Raw genomic sequence first — 18,114 nt, 5'->3', positions numbered from 1 at the left:
CGAGTGTGCAATTTTTTTGCCGCAGTGCAAGATAAAGATGAAGACGCCCGACTGTCCCCCCGCAAACGCACGGGACCAGGGAGTGAGCCTCAATAGAACTTGTGAAAATGATGGATCGGGCCGTGGCCGCGCCCGACGCTGAACCCATCCGCGGCGGCGATCGCGGCGGTGACCCAGGCCTTGGCGTTGCGCACGGCGGTCTCCATGCCCTCGCCCTTCGCAAGCCCCGCGGCAATCGCCGAGGACAATGAGCAGCCGGTGCCGTGGGTATTTTTGGTGTCAATGCGCGGCGCGGCCAGCGCGATGGTGCCGCTGGCGGTGAAAAGATAGTCGATGCTCTCGGCGCCCTCGCCGTGCCCGCCCTTGATCAGCGCGGCCTCGCATCCAAATGCCAGCAATCGCCTGCCTTGATTTTCGATCGCGGCCCGCTCTTGCGCCATCGGCTCGTCGAGCAGGGCGGCGGCTTCCGGCAGATTCGGCGTGATCACCGACGCCAGCGGAACGAGCCTGGTTCGCAGCGCGTCGACCGCCTCTGTAGCGAGCAGGCGATCGCCCGAGGTCGCAACCATCACCGGATCGAGCACGACATGGCGCGGCGACCAGCGCTTGAGCCCGGCAGCGATCGCGTCGATGCTGGCCGGCTGCGCCACCATGCCGATCTTGACGGCGCCGACGCCGAGATCGGAAAACACCGCATCGATCTGCGCAGTGATGAATTCAGCGGGCACCTGGTGGATGCCACCGACGCCTTGCGTATTCTGCGCGGTCAGCGCAGTGATCACGGAAGCGCCGTAAACGCCGAGCGCGGCAAAACTCTTCAGGTCCGCTTGGATGCCGGCACCCCCTGAGGAATCAGAGCCAGCGATAGTCAGCGCGATCGGAGTTGTCACTGCAAAGCCTGCGCAGATCGTGTGTTGAGGACCATGAATTGTCGTAGCGCGCCATGGCACGAGCGGCAAGCTGGCTTGCCATACCCCCCGGTTTTTGGCCTATTGGGCCAATCTATTCGGAGACGACAGCGATGGTTCCCTTCTTCGTCCAGTTCAAATGCAAGCTCGGCCAGTCCTACGCCGTCGCCAATGCTCTCGCGGAGGCCGAAATCGCCTCGGAGATCTATTCCACCGCCGGCGACTATGATCTGCTGGTCAAGTTCTACGTCGACAAGGACACCGATATCGGCCACTTCGTCAACGAGAAGGTGCAGGTGATTCCGGGCATCCAGGACACCCACACCATCATCACCTTCAAGGCATTCGGCACGGGTTAGCAACGGCCCCCGCGACTGCCATCGCCATCGACTCCGCCTGGCGCGCGAGCTCAGGAGCCCGTCCTGTCCGACGTATCAGTCACCTTTGACCGGCTGAAGCTCTTCATTCAGCAGGCGCTCACTGCGGTAGGACGACGATAGCGTCACCAACACCGGGCAGGCGATCGCCGCGATCAATGTCGCAGCCTTCGGCGACGTTGCCGTCTTCAAGCGAAGCGTCGATGCGCTGGTGCGCGATTTCCGCAGCAGCCGGCGCACGCCGGGCGTCGAGCGCATCTGGGTGCCCGGCGAACGCAGCCATGAGACGCGGGCCAGGCGGGCAAGCCTTGGCATTCCCGTGGCAGCCGCGCTATTCCGCGGACTTGACGGGGTCGCCGACGATCTTGGAATACCGAGGCTGGTGAATTAGGCCGCGTCCCGGCGGGGGCGGAAGACTACGGCTGACGTTCGAACTCGCCCATTGGCGCTGGCGCGGCCCGGCGGCGCGAAGTTCGCCCGCCGCGTCCGCTTCCTTTCCCGATCGCAGGGGCTTCTCACGGCGGTGGATGGTTAACGGCGTTAACCATGGCAAGGTTTTGCCATATGAGGATCATCCTACCGCCTTGATATTTTTCATTATCTAGAGCGTCGTCAATCGGAAGCTCCGCGGCGGGGACGTTCCGAGGGGGAAACAGTCGCGAGTACCACCAATGGGGACGCTGTACGATTTGCTCGGAGCGCTTCCGAGTGATGACGCCGAGGAGTTGCGGAAGGCATTCCGCAAGGCCGCGAAGGCGACCCATCCCGACATGAATCCAGATAATCCTGACGCTGCGCTCAGGTTCAGGGAGCTGGTGCGCGCCTACGACATCTTGGTCGATCCCGAGCAGCGCGAGACCTACAATGAACTGCTCGCCATTGCGCTGCAGCCGGAGACCGCGCCGGCGACGCGCACCTATGAGACCATGCGCAAGGTCGCGTCCAACACGATGGCGGCCTCGCTCATCTTGGCGGTGCTGGTGGGCGGCTACACCCTGTTCGGACTTTTTTCAAAGCCAGTCGCAGCGGAAATGCCTGATGGCGCGCAAGAGGTCGCCGCGCTGCAGCCCGACGCTCCGGACGAAGCGCGTGCCCAGCGCGACAAGGACGTTTCGACCACTGGATCAACTGCCACGGCCGCCATCCCCGTGGCGAAGGAAACCGTCGCAGCGCCTATCGGCCGTTTCGAGCCGGTCCCGGCCTTCGCCACGTACAATCTGGGGGTCCAGTATTATCCCCGCTTCACCGCAGCCTATTTCGACGGCGGCTTCGTGCTGTACCGCACCGGAGCTTTCAATCGCCCGCTCACCGAGATCACCTCAGTCAAGCGCCCGACGGAATTGAAGCGGACCAAGAACGCCGCGCCACCGCCTCCACCCGTGCTGCGCAAGCCTCTGACGATCGTGCCCTCGCTGCCGGAAAGGCGGGAGGCGATGCAGGCCGCCCTGACGCCCTGACGGCGCGCAAAGCCCATATCGCCCGGGATATCAGCCTTCCTTCGCTTTCTTCGGCCGCGGCGGTCCTTCGACCGGCGCCAGCGACTTCACATATTCCGCGATGGCAGCGCGATCTTCCGGCGACAGTTGCGACGTGTTCTTGATCACGCGGACCATCGATCCACCGGCGGTATCGCCGTCGGGCGTCTGGCCGGTTTCGAGGAAATAGGCGATGTCATTGGCGCTCCACTCACCCAATCGCTTTTGCGTGATGTTGGGCACCCAGCCCTCGCCCTCCGGATTGGGGCCGCCGGCGAAGCGTTGCGCCTCGACGATGCTGCCAAGGAAATTGCGTGGGCTGTGACACTCGGCACAATGGCCCAGACCGTTGACGAGATAAGCGCCGCGATTCCATGACGCCGAACGCGAGGCGTCCGCCGTGTAGGGCTTGACGTCCATGAACAGCCATTTCCAGACGCCGACATTGCGGCGGATGTTGAATGGAAACGGCACGTCATGGTCGCGCAGCTTGCCGGTGACCGGCGGAAGCGTCTTCAGATAGGCAAAGAGGTCACGGACGTCGTCGATCGTTGCGTGCTGATAAGACACGTATGGAAAGGCAGGAAAATAATGCGCGCCGTCCGGCGAGGTCCCCTTCAGCACCGCCGTCACGAAATCCGCTTCGCTCCAGCGGCCAATGCCGTAGGTGGGATCAGGCGAGATGTTCGGAACGTGGAACGTCCCGAACGGCGACGGCATTGCAAGCCCGCCGCCCAGCTTCAGCCGATCGGACTGATTGGGAACGGCGTGACAGGAGGAACAGCCCCCGGCATTGAACGTTGCAGCACCATTGGCGAGATTCGGCGTGCGCGGCGCAAGGGAGACCGGATCAACGACCGCCGGCACCGTCAGCCACCAGTAGACGCCGGCGCCGGCAGCGCCGATCAAAATCAGGCCAGGGAGAATTCGTCGTAGCATTCACCGATCCGTCATCAAGCGTCGCAGTTCACTGGTCAGTATGAACGCACTTTGCGCCACAGGCTTCCACGAAATTTCGGGGCGGTTGTCGGCGTTTCGGGAATAAATTCGTGAAGTAGTTGTTTTGAGGCTGACACGGCCGTTTAACGTCAACAGGGAGAAACACCATGTCGAACAAGACCATGCTTGTCACGCTTGCGCTGGGCGCAACGATTGCTTTCGCCGGGTCCGCCGTTGCCGACAAGATGAAGGCCACGCTCGACGGCAAGTCCCAGGTGCCGCCCAACACCAGCGCGGCAACCGGCACCGCCGACATCGATTACGATCCCGCCAGCAAGAAGCTGAGTTGGAAGCTCTCCTATTCCGGCCTGTCCGGTCCTGCCACGGCCGCGCATTTCCACGGCCCTGCCGAGGCCGGCAAGAACGCCGGTGTCGCGGTCGCCATCCCCAACGCGACGCCGAGCCCGGTCGAGGGCACCGCGACGTTGACCGATGCGCAGGCCGCCGACCTCGTGGCCGGCAAGTACTACATCAACATTCACACCGCAGCCAATCCAGGCGGCGAAATCCGCGGTCAGGTAACCAAGTAGATCAACTCGCCAAGTAAATTTGCCGACCAAGTCGGTAAGGTTCGAACGCGAGCAAACAAGAAAGGACCAATAAAAAAGGCGGACGCTTCGCGGCGTCCGCCCTTTTTTGCGGTCAGAGCATGATCCGGAAAAATATGTAGCGCTTTTCCTCGCGACAAACGCGAAACGCGTTTGCGCGGAGATCATACAAGTTGGAATGCGATCAGCCCTTCTTGATCCGGTATGTCTCGTGGCAGCCACTGCACTGCTTGCCGATAACAGGCAGCTCCGCCTTTAGCGTGTCGAGATTTTTGATCTTGCCTTTGGCGTCGGCGACGACCTTGGCGAAGCTCTTGATTTGGGACTCGAAGCCGGCCTTGTCTTCCCAGATTTTCGGCGAGGGATCGTAATCACCCTCCAGCTTAAGACCTTTCATGCTGTCGGGGAACAGCGTCGGAAGGTTCTTGGCGGTGTCTTCGAATTGGGCCAGCGCGGCGTTGACAGTCGACTGGTCGTAGGGCTTTTCGCCCTTGACCATCGCCGACAGCGCGCCTGCGTTCTTGCCATTGTCCTTCATCATGCCCTGGGTCCGCTTGACCTGATCCTGCTGTGCAACGACCGCAGCGGCACTGAATGCAAGCACAGCTGCGACGACGACGATCCGCTTCATTGGCTAAATCCCCTTCAATTCGGGTTTGTACCGGCCCGAGATGGCGCGGACCGGCTGTTTGCAAACACCGCAGTCGGTGCATCATTCCGCGTGCGACAAAATATCAGAGATTATGCCGTTTCTGCGCCTCGCGGATCGCGATCCAGACCCGTTCGGCGGTGGCCGGCATGTCGATGTGGTCGATCTTGTACTCGCGATATAATCCCTCGATGATCGCATTGACCACTGCGGGACAGGAGCCGATCGCGCCCGCCTCGCCCGCGCCCTTGACGCCGAGCGGATTGGTCGTGCACGGCACGTTGTGCGTTTCGAAATGGAATGACGGCCCGTCGGAAGCCCGCGGCACCGCATAGTCCATGAAGGTGCCGGTGACGAGCTGGCCGTCGGTCGAGCTGTAGACCGCCTGCTCCATCAAGGCCTGACCGATGCCCTGCATCGCCCCGCCATGCACCTGGCCAGCCAGAAGCAGCGGATTGAGCGTCACGCCGAAATCGTCGACGATGACGTAGTTGACGATCCTGATGATGCCGGTTGCCGGATCGATCTCGACCTCGGCGAGATGCGTGCCATTCGGGTAGGTGCCGTCGGCCTGCGCGAAAGTTGCGCTCGCATTCAGTTTCGAAGGATCGACGCCGGGGCGCTTGGCGAGGTCGGCAAAGCTGATCGAGCGATCGGTGCCGGCGATACGCACGACGCCATTGCTGATCTCGAGGTCACCCGCGCTGGTCTCCAGCGCCTCGGCCGCGATCTCCTTCAGCTTGTTGCCAAGTCCGCGGGTGGCGCGCTCGACGCTGACGCCGCCGGTCGGGATCGAAGCCGAGCCGCCGGTGCCAAGACCGGTGGCGATCTTGTCGGTGTCGCCCTGCAGGACGTGGACGCGCTCCGGCGGCACGCCAAATTGCTCGGCGACCAGTTGCGCGTACGCCGTCTGGTGACCCTGCCCGCTCGACTGGGTGCCGATCAGGACGTTGATGTCGCCATTGGGATCGAGCGCGACATTGGCTGTCTCCTCGCCCATGGTGCCGCAGACCTCGACATAGCTGGCCATGCCGATGCCGCGCACGAGGCCGGCCTTCTTCGCCGCCTTGGCGCGCTTGGGAAACTCCTTCCAGCCCGCGACTTCCATCGCGCGCTTCATATGCGCGGTGAAGTCGCCGGAGTCGTAGACCTTCCCGGTCGCCGTCTTGTAGGGCATCGCCTTCGGCGGAATGAAGTTCTTGCGCCGGATCGCATCCGGCGTCATCCCCAGCTTGCGCGCCGCCGCATCGACCAGACGTTCGACCACATAGGCCGCTTCGGGACGCCCGGCGCCGCGATAGGCATCGACCGGCACGGTGTTGGTGAACACGGTGCGGACGCGGCAATGGAACGCCTGGATGTCGTAGAGCCCAGGCAGCATGCCGGCGCCACCATGCGGGATGTACGGCCCGAAGGTCGAGAGATAGGCGCCCATGTCGCCCATCAGATCGACATCCATGCCTAAGAACCTGCCATCCTCGGCCAGTGCCATCTTCGCGGTGGTGACGTTGTCGCGGCCTTGCGCATCGCCCATGAAGTGATCAGAGCGGTCGGCGGTCCATTTGATGGTCTTGCGCAGCTTGCGCGCGGCCACCGCGATCAACGCGTATTCACGATAGGGAAACAGCTTGGTGCCGAAGCCGCCGCCGACGTCGGGGCAGATCACCCGCATCTTTTCCATCGGAATCTTCAGCACCATGCCGCACAGGATTTCGCGCAGCCGATGGCTGCCCTGGCTGCCGATGGTCAGCGTCAGGTGATCGCGCTTGGCGTCGTACTCGGCGACCGCAGCGCGCGTTTCCATGAAGTTGGTGATGACGCGCGGATTGACGATCGATATTTCGGCGACCGCATGCGCCTTGGCAAAGGCAGCCTCAGCCGCTTTCTTGTCACCGATCGAGACGTCGAACAGAACGTTGCCGGGTTTATCCGGCCAGACCAGCGGCGCACCGGGCTTGACCGCATTGACGACGCCGACCACCGACGGCAGCGGCGTCCATTTGACGTCGATCGCCTCGATCGCATCGCGCGCCTGGTCGACGGTGTCGGCGACCACGAAGGCCACGGCGTCGCCGACATGGCGAACCTCGTCCTTGGCAAGGATCGGATATGGCGGGGCGGTGAAGGGATCGGTTTCCAGGTTGAACAGGCACGGCAGGTCACCGAGATCGGCGACGTCGGCCGCGGTCAGAATCAACGACACGCCCGGCATGCCGCGGGCCTTGGTGACATTGAGGGTGAACTTCGCGTGCGCATGCGGCGAGCGCAGCATCAGCGCGTGCAACGCCGGCTGGGGTGAATGATCGTCGGTATAGCGACCCTTGCCGCGAATGAGCGCGTCGTCTTCCTTGCGAAGAACGCTTTGACCGACGCCGAACTTGATGGGAGTTGCCATCGTATCTCCAATTGCCACTAGCGCGTAATGACCTTTGCTTGAAACGTCACCGCACTCACTTTTGTTTTGAGCATGATCCTTTCGGAGAACCCTTGCCCGCGTTTCCGGATCACGCACCTGGAAGTGTTCCATATTGCAGCGGTTCGCGAGCCAGCGCAAACCGCTTTAGGCCACGGTTACTCCGCGACGGCCCCGGCTTTTCCGCACATGCACAACAAGAAAAGTTGATGCCGCCGACTCTCAGACCGGCGGGAAGCAAACCGCTATTGTCCGCAGAGCTTATTGCGGGCGGCGTTTCGGACGAAAGGAGTGCCGATACCCAAGGCCGCAACAGCGATTGCTAAAAATTTCCTTTAATCACAGATGCTTAGCGCGGGGGACGACGATCGCGAATCAACACGAATAACCACCCCCTGCCGAACAGCACCAGAATCGAAAACCCGTAGACGAAGGCGCCGGCGACGATCAGCAGCAGCAGCGCGGTCTCGTCGCGGAACGCGTGCATTTGCGCGAAATAGAAGCTGGCGAACCGGGCGGTGCCCCACAGCGCGGCGGCAAGCACAATCCCGGCCGTGGCAAACTTGGCCAGCGACGTCATCCAGGTGCGGTCAAGCTCGAGATAACCTGCGCGCACCGCGAAGACGAGCACGAGCAACAGATTGACCCAGGCGCCGATGGCGGTGGCAAGCGCCAGGCCGATTTGGGCCAGCGCACCCATCAACACGACCTTGAGCGCCACGTTGACGGCAACGCCGGTCAGTGCCGCCTTGACCGGCGTCATGGTGTCCTGACGGGCGTAGAAGGCGGCCACCGCACTGCGGATCGTCACGAATGGAATGAGCCCGATTGCGTATGCGGCCAACGTGGCGCCCGCGGCCACGGCATCCGCCTTCGAAAACGCGCCGCGTGCAAACATCGCGCGCATGATGACGTCAGGCACGGTGAGGAAGGCGGCGACGAACGGCACCGAAAATAATAGCGAGAATTCGAACGCCCGCCGCTGCGCGGCGGAGGCGCCGGCGATATCGTTTGTCGTGAGGCGCCGCGACATTTCCGGCAACAGCACGGTGCCGATCGCAATCCCGATCACGCCGATCGGCAGTTGGTTGAGACGATCGGCGTAGTACAGCGCCGAAAGCGCGCCCGCCGGCAGAAACGTCGCGATGATGGTGTCGGCGAACAACGCGATCTGCGTTCCCATCGAGCCGATGGTGGCAGGCCCGAGTGCGCGGAAGAACGCGCGCACGTCCTCGTCGAATTTGATGGCAGAAAATTTCGGCAGGATGCCGGTCTTGGCGGCGTCGCCGGCCAGCAGCAGGAATTCGAGGATACCGGCGAGCAAGACGCCCCAGGCGGCGGCATAGCCCGCTCCCGGAAACAATGCCGCCAGCGCCAGCGTTGCCATCATCGACAGATTGAGGAAGATCGGCGCGGCGGCGGCGCTGGCGAAGCGATGCATCACGTTGAGCATGCCGCCATACAGCGTCACCAGTGTGATCAGGAGCAAATACGGAAACGTGATCCGCGTCAGCGAAATCGCCAGTTCGCCGCGCGCCGGATCGTCCTTGAACCCCGGCGCGAGAATGGCGATCACCTCCGGCATGAACCACCACGCCAGGACGAGCAGGATCACCTGCACCGCGAACAACAACGTGAAGATGCGGTCGGCGAACAGCCGCGCCGAGGCTTCGCCCTTGCCGTGCAGATGCGCATAGGCCGGCACGAAGGCAGCGTTGAAGGCGCCTTCGGCGAAGATCGCGCGAAAATGATTGGGCAGCCGCAGCGCCACGAAAAACGCATCCGCGACGGGGCCTGCGCCGAGAATCGCGGCAAGCATGATGTCGCGCGCGAATCCGGTCAGCCGCGAAAGCAGCGTATAACCGCCGACGGTGAAGATGCGTCCAAGCATGCGCCGCTTCTAGCGCATATTCGCTGCGCGGGGAAATCAGTCCCCTCGCAGCTTAGCCATGATGTTGACCGAATACCGGAAGGCCACTTTGCGCTAACGCGGCCTTCGGGTCGGGATCATGCAGAAAGCGCGCCGTGCACCGCCTTGATGATCCGCTCCTGCGCCGCCTCGTCGAGATAGGCATGTATCGGCAGGCTGATGACGTCGGCGGACAGGCTCTCGCACACCGCCAGTCCGCCATCCGCGACCGGGAAATCGCGATAGGCGGTCTGCTGATGCATCGATTTCGTGTAATAGATCGCGGTCGGAATCCCCTGCGCTTTCAGGTCGGCGGCGAAGCGATCACGGTCCGTGCCCTTGGGCAGGCGGATGGTGTAGCAAGCCCAGATCGAGCTGCGGCCGCTGGCAAGACGCGGCACGGTCACGACATTGCCGAACCCTCGCGCATAGCGCTCCGCGACCGCATTGCGCGCCGCGATCTCGTCCTCGAAGATTTTGAGCTTCTCGATCAGAATTGCGGCCTGCATGGTGTCGAGCCGCGCGGTGAGGCCGATGCGGACGTTGTCGTATTTGTCCGAGCCCTGCCCGTGGACGCGGATGCTGCGCAGGGTTTCGGCCAGTGCATCGTCGTCGGTGAAGATCGCGCCGCCGTCGCCGAAGCAGCCGAGCGGCTTTGCGGGAAAGAAGCTGGTGGTGGTCGCCAGACCGAAGGTGCCGAGCCGGCGCCCCTTGTAGCTGGCGCCAAAGCTCTGGGCAGCGTCGTTGAGCACGAACAGGCCCTCGGCTTCGGCGATAGCGCCGATCGCGTCCTGGTCGGCCGGCTGCCCGAACAGGTCGACCGGAATGATGGCGCGCGGATTCAAGCCACGCTGCCGCGCCGTCGCGATGCCGCGCTTGAGCGAGCCGGGGTCGATGTTGAAGGTCACTTCATCGACATCGACGAAGACGGGCGTGGCACCAGTCAGTACCACCACCTCGCCGGTCGCGCAAAAAGTGAAGGACGGACACAGCACGGCATCGCCCGGGCCGATATTTTTCGCCATCAGCACCATCAAGAGCGCGTCAGTGCCGCTGGCGCAGCTCACCACATGCTTGGCGCCGCAAAATTTTGCAAGCGCGGCTTCCAGCTCGGTGACCTCCGGTCCGTTGATGAACTGGCAGTGATCGAGCACGCGGGCAACGGCCTCGTCGATCGATTTGCCGAGCCGGCGGCGCTGCGCGGCGATATCGGCGAAGGGAACAGGTTCTGGACGCATGTGCTGGTTCATGGAGCCTTGCTCGGTTCTGGAAGGAAGTTCAGCCGGCGATGCGGCGCGGTCCCTTGCGCGCGGCGGAGGCCGCGGGCTTGGCGGGCTGCTCGAGGCAGCGAATGGCGATTTCAAGACTGGCGACGCCCTCGTCGCCGGAAACGGCAGGCACATCGCCGGTGCGCACGGCATCGAGGAATGCGACCAGCTCGGCGCGGAGCGGTTCGTCATGGCCGACCGGCAGATGCCGCATCGAGTAGCTGCCGTCAGGCTTGAAGCCGAAGCACTCGGTCACCTGCCGCGTCAGGAGATCGCCCATCACATATTTGCCGCGGGTTGCGACGGTGACGCTGCGCGCCTTGAACGGCGTCAGCCAGTTAGTGTTGATGTGGGCAAGTACGCCGGAGGCGGTGCGGAACTGCAAGAGCGCAATGTCCTCGCGCTCAGCGACCGCGCTGGAGAGCTGCGGCTGCACCTCGACGATATCGGACTCGGTGAACCAGCGGATCAGGTCGATATCGTGCACGGCCAGATCGATGACGACGCCGACATTGGACATCCGCGGCGGGAACGGGCCGACCCGGGTGATGCCGATCGAAAGAATGTCCTCGCCCGAGATCGCCTGCTTGATCGCGGCGACTGCCGGATTGAAGCGCTCGACATGGCCGACCATCAGCGTCACGCCGGCGCTCCTCGCGGCATTGACGATATCCTGGCCTTCCTCGACCGTGGAAGCGACCGGCTTCTCGACCAGGAGGTGGATGTTGCGGGTGATGCAGGCGAGCGCGATCTCGTGATGCAGATGGGTCGGCGCCGCGATCGTGATGGCGTCGACGCCCTGGCCGAACAGCTCGTCGAGCGTAGCGAAGGCGCGGCAACCGGCGAGCGCGGTGGCACGTGCACGGTGTTCCGGCAACGGATCGACGATGCCGACCAGCGTCACTCCCGGCAGGCCGGCCAGCACGCGGGCATGGTTGCTGCCCATCACGCCCGCGCCGACTACCCCCACGCGCAAGCCGCGCTTCGCATCGGTCTTCGCGTCAGATGCGGACCCTTTGGAACTCATGATGGATTGACCCCAAGCAGATTCAGCGCCGGTACTTTCCCCGGCGGTTCTCTAGCATGCCGTCACAGACGTGGCGAACGCGATCGACGGTTTTCGGACACGTTTTGATTCAAACAATTACAACCGTCGACCCGGTAAAATTACGGCCCGCTCAACTGCGCTGGTAGTCATCCTCGATACGGATGATGTCGTCCTCGCCGAAATAGCTGCCGGTCTGGACCTCGATCAGCTCAAGCTGAATCTTGCCTGGGTTCTCCAGCCGATGCACCGCGCCGATCGGGATGTAGATCGATTCGTTCTCGTGCACGGTCTTGACCAGTTCGTTGACCGTCACCTGCGCCGTTCCGCGCACCACGATCCAGTGCTCGGCGCGGTGGTGGTGCTTCTGCAGCGACAGCCGCCCGCCCGGCTTGACGATGATGCGCTTGACCTGATGCCGGTCGCCATTGTCGACCGACTGATAGGATCCCCAGGGCCTGTGCACCTTGATGTGATCCTCAGTCACCTGCGGCGCCGCCTTCTTCAGTTTTGCGACCAGCCGCTTCAGCCCGTTGGCATCTTTCTGCCTGCTCACCAATACGGCGTCCTGGGTCGCGACCACGACGAGGTCGTCGACGCCTTCAAGCGCGACCAGCGCGCGGTCGGTCGAGACGTTGCAATTGCGGGAATCCTCGAACACCGCCGGGCCGCGCGCGGCATTGCCCTCGCCGTCCTTGGCGGACAATTCCCACACCGCGTGCCAGGAGCCGACGTCCGACCAGCCGCACGCGACCGGCACGACGGCGGCCCGCGAGGTCTTTTCCATCACCGCATAATCGATCGAGATCGACTTCGCCGATCCGAACGCGGCCTCGTCGAGCTTGACGAATCCGAGGTCGGTGCCCGCTTTCGCCACGGCATCGGTGACGGCCTTGACGCTCTCCGCATCCACCTTGCGATACTCGTCCAGCAGCATGGCGGCGCGGAACATGAAGTTGCCGCTGTTCCATAGATAGCCCGATTTGACGTACTCAGCCGCAGTCGCCGGGTCAGGCTTCTCGACGAACTTCGCGACGGCGCGAACCTTGCCGGAAATAGCTTCGCCAGGATTGATATAGCCATATTCGGTGGCGGCGCGCTCCGGTTGCACGCCGAACGTCACGATGTGCCCGGCTTCCGCCGCAGCCAGCCCTTCGCGACAGGCGGCGAGGAATGCGGGCGTGTCGCGAACCACGTGATCGGCGGCGAGCGCCAGCACGATCGCATCCCTATCGCGCGCCGCAGCAAAGGCGGCGCCGGCCGCGATGGCCGGACCGGAATCGCGCCGCATCGGTTCGAGCAGCACGTCGGCCTCGAGCCCGATCTCCGCCAGTTGCTCGAGCACCATGAAGCGATAGGCGTTGTTAGTGATGACGACCGGCCGTTCGAACAGCGCCGCATCCGCGACCCGCAACAGCGTATCCTGGAACGTCGAGCGCGCCCCGAACAGGGGGAGGAACTGCTTGGGATGGACCTCGCGCGAGGCCGGCCACAGCCGCGTCCCCGCGCCGCCGCACATGATGAGGGGAATGATTCGTCGGTTCATCAGCGCCTCAAATCCTGTGGTAGTCGCGATACCAGGCGACGAAGTCGCGAAGCCCGTCCTCGATCGAGGTCTGCGGCCTGAAGCCGGTGTCGCGCATCAGTTCGGTTACATCGGCGAAGGTTTCGGTCACGTCTCCGGGCTGCATCGGCAACATCTCCCTGATCGCCGCGCGGCCCAATTCCCGCTCCAGAACAGCTACCACATGGGTCAGCTCTTCCGGATGATTATTGCCAACATTGTAAATTTTTGCCGGCGCCCCAGCGCCCTGCTCGCCGTCCCGCGGGGCCTGGTCGACCAGTTGCAATACAGCACGGGTCACGTCCTCGACATGGGTAAAGTCGCGCCGCATCCTGCCATGGTTAAAGAGCCGGATCGGGGTACCCTCCACAATCGCCTTGGTAAACAGATAAACCGCCATGTCCGGCCGTCCCCACGGCCCATAGATGGTGAAGAACCGCAGGCCCGTTACCGGAAGTCGGTAGAGATGGCTGTAGGAATGCGCGATCAGCTCATTGGCCTTTTTCGTGGCGGCATAAAGGCTGATCGGATGATCGGTCTTGTCGTCCACCGAAAATGGCATTTTGGCGTTTGCGCCGTAGACGGATGAGGACGAGGCATAGACCAGGTGGCCGCATCCATGATGCCGGCAGCCTTCCAGCACGTTGACGAACCCTGCGAGATTGGCGTCGACATAGGCGTGTGGATGATCGATCGAATAACGCACGCCGGGCTGGGCTGCGAGATGCACCACTTTTGCAAAGCGGTGTGTGGCGAACAGGCGTTCCATTGAAGCGCGATCGGCGAGATCGATCTGCTCGAACGCAAAGCCCTGCTCGCGGCGCAAGATCTCGAGCCGCGCGCACTTCAGCGCCGGATCATAGTAGTCGTTGAGATTATCGAGGCCGACCACGGCGTGGCCTTCAGCCAACAGCCGGCGAGCAACGTGGAGGCCGATGAAACCCGCGGCTCCGGTGACCAAAATGGATTGATCCGCCATCGTATCCTTCAGGCGCCGCTCAACGGCTGAAATATTTGTCCGGGCCTCTTTACCCGCGTTACCGAGGTTGCCGCAACACCTACCAGCCCCGCTATTGCCAGATCGGCCCGAAAACCATACCAAGGCGCCGAATTACATCGCTTTTTGCACCCCCTCTCAAATCCGGCACGGGCGAGATGCGCCGTATCCTGCTTTCGACATTGAAGATCCTGGTCTCGGCGGCGCTATTGTATTTCTCGCTGCGCAAGGTCGATCTCGCCGAGCTCGTCGCCCGCATTGACGTTTCCAGCCTGGGCTGGATCGGCATGGCGATCGCCGTGACGTTCCTGCAGATCTTCGTCGGCGTTCTGCGATGGCGCGAGATCAGCGCCGAATGCGGCGCGCCGCTGCCGACCCGGCAGGCGATGCGCTTCAACGTGATCGGAACCTTCTTCAACCAGACGCTGCCGTCCTCGATTGGCGGTGACGCGGTACGGCTCTGGCTGGTCGCCCGCAACGGCGCCGGCTGGCGCGCCGCCACCTATTCCATCTTCGTCGACCGCGCCATCGGCCTGATCGCGCTCGCGGTAGTCATCGTCGCGAGCCTGCCCTGGAGCTACCGCCTGATCACCGATCCGCATGGCAGGTCGGCGCTATTGTTGGTCGATTTCGCAGCGCTTGCCGGCGGTCTCGGGTTTCTTTTGCTCGGCAGGCTCAAATGGCCTTGGCTGAAGCACTGGTGGGGTACCCATCACATCCACGCCTGCTCGGTCATCGCCAACCGCGTGCTGTTCGGCCGCAGCCATGGCCCGAAAGTGGCGGTGCTGTCGTTGCTGGTGCACGTGCTCGCGGTCGTCATTGCCTGGTGCGTGGTGCAGTCGATCGCGGCTCCCGTCCTGTTCGGCCAGATCTTCCAGCTCGTTCCGCCCGTCATGCTGATCACCATGCTGCCGATTTCGATTGCCGGCTGGGGCGTCCGCGAGGCCACGATGGGTCTGGCATTCGGCTATGCCGGCCTGATGGCCAACGAGGGCGTCAACATCTCTCTGCTCTACGGCGCGGTATCGTTCATCGTCGGCGCGATCGGTGGCCTGGTCTGGATTTTCAGCGCCGAGAAAGCCGCGCAGGGCGTGACGCCGATCGAAGTTCCCAAATAACTCCCGAACAATTGCCACGCGGATAGAATGGCCAATTCGCAACTATTGCTGTCGTTTGCCGCAGTGGTGCCGGCTGCGCTGTTGTCGGCCGTTCTGACATGGGCGATCCGGCCGCTGATGATGCGGATCGCGATGGCGAAGCCGAATGCGCGATCCTCCCATCGGATTCCGACACCGCAGGGCGCCGGCATTGCGGTGATCGCAGCCACGATGATGGCGGCCGCTGTAGTCATCGCGCTTGCCGACACGGCGGAGATGAGAATTCCCGTCGCCGTGTTCGGCGCAACGCTGTTCATCGCGGCCGTCGGCTTCGCCGATGACGTCAACTCGATTCCCGTGGCGCCGCGGCTATTGCTGCAGGGGCTCGCCGTCTTGGCGGTAATCCTTGCCGCGCCGGAATCGTTGCGGATCGTTCCAGCCTGCCCGCTCTGGATCGAGCGCGGCCTATTGCTGCTAGCGGGCCTGTGGTTCGTGAACCTCGTCAACTTCATGGACGGGCTGGACCTCATGACGGCGGCCGAGATCGTGCCCGTCACCGGCGCGCTCATCGTGCTCGGCTGGCTCGTCGAACTCCCCACGGCCACGACGGTCGCCGCCGCGGCGCTGTTCGGCGCAATGCTCGGCTTCGCGCCCTTCAACCGGCCGGTGGCAAAGATCTTTCTCGGCGATGTCGGCAGCCTGCCGATCGGCTTGCTCGTCGGCTGGTGCCTGCTGCAGCTCGCCTGGCATCAGCACGTGACGGCCGCGCTATTGTTGCCGCTCTATTATCTCGCCGACGCAACCGTGACGCTGCTGCGGCGCATTGCCAGGGGCGAACCGTTCTGGGCGGGGCATCGCTCCCACTTCTATCAACGCGCCACCGACAACGGCTTTTCGGTTTGGCGCGTGGTGAGCGAGGTGTTCGCGCTCAACCTAGTGCTGGCAGCGCTGGCGATCGGCTCGGTCATGACCACGTCGACGCCAATCGCCACCCTGCTTTTTGTCGTCGGCAGCATCGCCACGGCGCTCCTGATGCACCGCTTCTCGCGTCGGCGGCCGTCCGCCGGCTAACTAATCCAACTTCTTCTGCGCGAGCTCGCGGATCAGTCCGCAATACTCGTCCATAGCGATTCTGAAATCGAACCGCTCGGAGATTTCGGCCGCGCGCTCGGCCCGTTGCGGGTCGATGGAAACGGCGGCACGACCGACGGTTTTCGCCAGTTCATCGGCATTGCCGGGTTCGACGACCCAGCCGACATCATGCTCGGTCACCGTCAACGCCGCCTCGGCATCCGCTTCGGAAACCAAGATAACCGGACGGCCGATCGCCAGGAGATTGTAGAACCGGCTCGGCACCGATACGCCGGCAACGTTCTTGCGATACGGAATGATCCAGGCGTCCGCGGCCGAAAGAAACGCCTCCAACTGCTCGTCCTCGACGCGGTCGACCAGGGTGACGTTGGGAAGTTTTGCCTTGGCCTGCAGGGCCTTCAACTGGTCGAAACCCACTCCCCACCCCGAAAGCAGGAAGTGGATATCGCTGTTGTCGCGCAAGAGGCGCGCGGCCTCGAACACGATGACGGGGTCATGAGTAAAGCCGAGATTGCCTGATAACCCGACGACGTAGCGGGCCAAAAGCGAACGGCGATAAGGATTATCCGGTGCGATGGCGCGAACGCCGGGCGGAAGCGTCGCCCAGTTCGGAATGAAGCGGATCTTGTCGCGCGTCATTCCACGGTAGCGCAGCAGCAACTTTTCAGTGTCGCGGCCGATGATGACGACGGCGTCGAGCGCGCGAAACATCGGCGCATTCAGGGCGTGCATCGCCTTCGCCAGCACCGACTTCGGTTTCAGCAGGCCTGCCATGACGAGGACGTCAGGATAGAGATCGTGCATGATGAGCACCGATCTCGCGCCTTTCAGTTTCGCGGCAGCGGCGAAGGCGTAAGGCAGCATGAAGGGCGCGGGCACGGTGACCGTGACGTCGCCGCGCCGCAGCTTCGCCAGCATCGCGACAAATGTCCGCGCGGTGAACAGCAGTTCCGCCAGGGCGCGCTTGAGCAGCCGGGCCTTGCCGGGCATCCGGTTCCTGACCTCGACGACCTCCGGCTTGCCGGCGGATGGCGCAATCGCAGAGCCTGCCGTTCCCGACAGCACCAGAACGTCGGCTTCCTGCGCCAGGCGCTCCGAAATGGCCGCCATGATCGCCGCCGTCGTGCTCGGGTCCGGCGGATAGTGCTGGCTGACGACGACGACTTTGCCGGATTCCTGCATGATGACTTTCGAAGCGGCCCGCATGGCCGGCGGACACCGAAAAAAGATCAGGCGGCGTGCGATCCGAATTCGGGCACGGCATCCTTGAGCACCGCGCGGATGGTGGAACGGTCGTCTCGCGCAATCGCCTCTTCCAGCGCCGCGAGCCATTTGCGCAACATTTGCATCGGCGGCTCGTTCGGCTTGGCCGCCATGATGCCCGCGACCCCGATCTCCACCGGCGGCTCCTCGCTGGCGAACAGGATTTCGTTCAGCCGCTCGCCCGGTCGCATGCCGGTGAACACGACTTCGATATCAATGCCGGGCTCGAGGCCGGACAGGCGGATCATCCGCTCGGCGAGCTCCACGATCTTGACCGGCTGTCCCATGTTGAGGACGTAGACGGAGACATCGGGCCGCGCCGGCGTCAGCGCGTGCGTCGCAGCCGTCAACACAAGATCGCAGGCTTCGCGGATGGTCATGAAGTACCGGACCATGTCGGGATGCGTCACCGTGACCGGGCCGCCGGCCTCGATCTGCGCCTTGAATTTCGGCACCACCGATCCGTTCGAGGCCAGCACGTTGCCGAACCGCACCGAGATCAGCCGCATA

General features: G+C 63.4%; 17 protein-coding genes. 6 read left to right on the top strand and 11 right to left on the bottom strand.

Features of this window, described 5'->3' with window-relative positions:
• Positions 1 to 89 precede the first annotated feature (89 nt).
• Positions 90 to 890 (bottom strand): bifunctional hydroxymethylpyrimidine kinase/phosphomethylpyrimidine kinase, encoded by an 801-nt coding sequence (gene thiD, locus HCN50_RS04640; protein WP_171708466.1) that lies wholly within the window; start codon positions 888 to 890, stop codon positions 90 to 92.
• Between the two features lie 131 nt (positions 891 to 1,021).
• Between thiD and HCN50_RS04635 the strand changes: the two genes are divergently transcribed.
• From HCN50_RS04635 to HCN50_RS04625, 3 genes are all read left to right on the top strand, one after another.
• A complete protein-coding gene (locus tag HCN50_RS04635) occupies positions 1,022 to 1,267 on the top strand; it encodes an Lrp/AsnC ligand binding domain-containing protein (RefSeq protein ID WP_065730617.1) in 246 nt (81 codons plus the stop codon).
• A 163-nt stretch (positions 1,268 to 1,430) separates the two neighbouring features.
• A complete protein-coding gene (locus HCN50_RS34685) occupies positions 1,431 to 1,676 on the top strand; it encodes an Ldh family oxidoreductase (protein WP_171709168.1) in 246 nt (81 codons plus the stop codon).
• 280 nt (positions 1,677 to 1,956) lie between these two features.
• Complete coding sequence (locus tag HCN50_RS04625) at positions 1,957 to 2,742, top strand: J domain-containing protein (RefSeq protein ID WP_171708465.1); 786 nt, start codon at positions 1,957 to 1,959, stop codon at positions 2,740 to 2,742.
• A 30-nt stretch (positions 2,743 to 2,772) separates the two neighbouring features.
• Here HCN50_RS04625 and HCN50_RS04620 read toward each other — a convergent pair whose 3' ends face one another.
• Positions 2,773 to 3,699: a c-type cytochrome gene (locus HCN50_RS04620; protein ID WP_171708464.1), complete on the bottom strand. Its 927-nt coding sequence runs from the start codon at positions 3,697 to 3,699 to the stop codon at positions 2,773 to 2,775.
• A gap of 167 nt (positions 3,700 to 3,866) precedes the next feature.
• On the opposite strand from HCN50_RS04620, the gene HCN50_RS04615 reads away from it, so the two are divergent.
• On the top strand, positions 3,867 to 4,289 hold the full coding sequence (locus HCN50_RS04615) for a CHRD domain-containing protein (protein ID WP_171708463.1): 423 nt from the start codon (positions 3,867 to 3,869) through the stop codon (positions 4,287 to 4,289).
• A 202-nt stretch (positions 4,290 to 4,491) separates the two neighbouring features.
• Here HCN50_RS04615 and HCN50_RS04610 read toward each other — a convergent pair whose 3' ends face one another.
• The 7 genes from HCN50_RS04610 to HCN50_RS04580 form a co-directional block, all read right to left on the bottom strand.
• Positions 4,492 to 4,938 (bottom strand): c-type cytochrome, encoded by a 447-nt coding sequence (locus HCN50_RS04610; protein WP_171708462.1) that lies wholly within the window; start codon positions 4,936 to 4,938, stop codon positions 4,492 to 4,494.
• A 103-nt stretch (positions 4,939 to 5,041) separates the two neighbouring features.
• Positions 5,042 to 7,351 carry a xanthine dehydrogenase family protein molybdopterin-binding subunit gene (locus tag HCN50_RS04605; protein ID WP_171708461.1) on the bottom strand — a complete coding sequence of 770 codons (2,310 nt, stop codon included), beginning with the start codon at positions 7,349 to 7,351 and terminating at the stop codon, positions 5,042 to 5,044.
• 367 nt (positions 7,352 to 7,718) lie between these two features.
• Entirely contained in the window at positions 7,719 to 9,260 is a 1,542-nt protein-coding gene (gene murJ, locus HCN50_RS04600) for a murein biosynthesis integral membrane protein MurJ (RefSeq protein ID WP_171708460.1), read from the bottom strand.
• Between the two features lie 116 nt (positions 9,261 to 9,376).
• Positions 9,377 to 10,528 carry a DegT/DnrJ/EryC1/StrS family aminotransferase gene (locus HCN50_RS04595; RefSeq protein ID WP_171708459.1) on the bottom strand — a complete coding sequence of 384 codons (1,152 nt, stop codon included), beginning with the start codon at positions 10,526 to 10,528 and terminating at the stop codon, positions 9,377 to 9,379.
• 28 nt (positions 10,529 to 10,556) lie between these two features.
• Positions 10,557 to 11,573 (bottom strand): Gfo/Idh/MocA family protein, encoded by a 1,017-nt coding sequence (locus HCN50_RS04590; protein ID WP_171708458.1) that lies wholly within the window; start codon positions 11,571 to 11,573, stop codon positions 10,557 to 10,559.
• Positions 11,574 to 11,724: 151 nt separating this feature from the next.
• Positions 11,725 to 13,137, bottom strand: coding sequence for a mannose-1-phosphate guanylyltransferase/mannose-6-phosphate isomerase (locus tag HCN50_RS04585; RefSeq protein ID WP_171708457.1), 1,413 nt, complete (start codon positions 13,135 to 13,137; stop codon positions 11,725 to 11,727).
• 7 nt (positions 13,138 to 13,144) lie between these two features.
• Positions 13,145 to 14,134: an NAD-dependent epimerase gene (locus HCN50_RS04580; protein ID WP_171708456.1), complete on the bottom strand. Its 990-nt coding sequence runs from the start codon at positions 14,132 to 14,134 to the stop codon at positions 13,145 to 13,147.
• A gap of 176 nt (positions 14,135 to 14,310) precedes the next feature.
• Here HCN50_RS04580 and HCN50_RS04575 point away from each other — a divergent pair, with 176 nt between their 5' ends.
• Both HCN50_RS04575 and HCN50_RS04570 read left to right on the top strand, forming a co-directional pair.
• Entirely contained in the window at positions 14,311 to 15,270 is a 960-nt protein-coding gene (locus tag HCN50_RS04575) for a lysylphosphatidylglycerol synthase transmembrane domain-containing protein (RefSeq protein ID WP_171708455.1), read from the top strand.
• A gap of 27 nt (positions 15,271 to 15,297) precedes the next feature.
• A complete protein-coding gene (locus tag HCN50_RS04570) occupies positions 15,298 to 16,320 on the top strand; it encodes an MraY family glycosyltransferase (RefSeq protein ID WP_171708454.1) in 1,023 nt (340 codons plus the stop codon).
• Here HCN50_RS04570 and HCN50_RS04565 read toward each other — a convergent pair whose 3' ends face one another.
• Positions 16,321 to 17,523 (bottom strand): glycosyltransferase family 4 protein, encoded by a 1,203-nt coding sequence (locus HCN50_RS04565; protein ID WP_235976780.1) that lies wholly within the window; start codon positions 17,521 to 17,523, stop codon positions 16,321 to 16,323.
• Positions 17,524 to 17,570: 47 nt separating this feature from the next.
• Positions 17,571 to 18,114: polysaccharide biosynthesis protein (locus HCN50_RS04560; protein ID WP_171708452.1), on the bottom strand; the 544-nt coding region annotated here is incomplete at its 5' end.

The organism is Bradyrhizobium archetypum (assembly GCF_013114835.1).
In the GTDB taxonomy this organism is placed as follows: Bacteria; Pseudomonadota; Alphaproteobacteria; order Rhizobiales; family Xanthobacteraceae; genus Bradyrhizobium; species Bradyrhizobium archetypum.
Note: the sequence above shows the minus strand (reverse complement) of the source record. Positions and strands in the feature narration are given on the sequence as shown.

Bases quoted from the DNA above. Each gene is read 5' to 3' on its own strand.
- HCN50_RS04595 (WP_171708459.1), bottom strand. From the start codon at position 10,528: ATGAACCAGCACATGCGTCCAGAACCTGTTCCCTTCGCCGATATCGCC.
- HCN50_RS04580 (WP_171708456.1), bottom strand. From the start codon at position 14,134: ATGGCGGATCAATCCATTTTGGTCACCGGAGCCGCGGGTTTCATCGGC.
- murJ (WP_171708460.1), bottom strand. From the start codon at position 9,260: ATGCTTGGACGCATCTTCACCGTCGGCGGTTATACGCTGCTTTCGCGG.
- HCN50_RS04575 (WP_171708455.1), top strand. From the start codon at position 14,311: ATGCGCCGTATCCTGCTTTCGACATTGAAGATCCTGGTCTCGGCGGCG.
- HCN50_RS04625 (WP_171708465.1), top strand. From the start codon at position 1,957: ATGGGGACGCTGTACGATTTGCTCGGAGCGCTTCCGAGTGATGACGCC.
- HCN50_RS04620 (WP_171708464.1), bottom strand. From the start codon at position 3,699: ATGCTACGACGAATTCTCCCTGGCCTGATTTTGATCGGCGCTGCCGGC.
- HCN50_RS04565 (WP_235976780.1), bottom strand. From the start codon at position 17,523: ATGCAGGAATCCGGCAAAGTCGTCGTCGTCAGCCAGCACTATCCGCCG.
- HCN50_RS04570 (WP_171708454.1), top strand. From the start codon at position 15,298: ATGGCCAATTCGCAACTATTGCTGTCGTTTGCCGCAGTGGTGCCGGCT.
- HCN50_RS04615 (WP_171708463.1), top strand. From the start codon at position 3,867: ATGTCGAACAAGACCATGCTTGTCACGCTTGCGCTGGGCGCAACGATT.
- HCN50_RS04635 (WP_065730617.1), top strand. From the start codon at position 1,022: ATGGTTCCCTTCTTCGTCCAGTTCAAATGCAAGCTCGGCCAGTCCTAC.
- HCN50_RS04610 (WP_171708462.1), bottom strand. From the start codon at position 4,938: ATGAAGCGGATCGTCGTCGTCGCAGCTGTGCTTGCATTCAGTGCCGCT.
- HCN50_RS04605 (WP_171708461.1), bottom strand. From the start codon at position 7,351: ATGGCAACTCCCATCAAGTTCGGCGTCGGTCAAAGCGTTCTTCGCAAG.
- HCN50_RS04585 (WP_171708457.1), bottom strand. From the start codon at position 13,137: ATGAACCGACGAATCATTCCCCTCATCATGTGCGGCGGCGCGGGGACG.
- HCN50_RS04590 (WP_171708458.1), bottom strand. From the start codon at position 11,573: ATGAGTTCCAAAGGGTCCGCATCTGACGCGAAGACCGATGCGAAGCGC.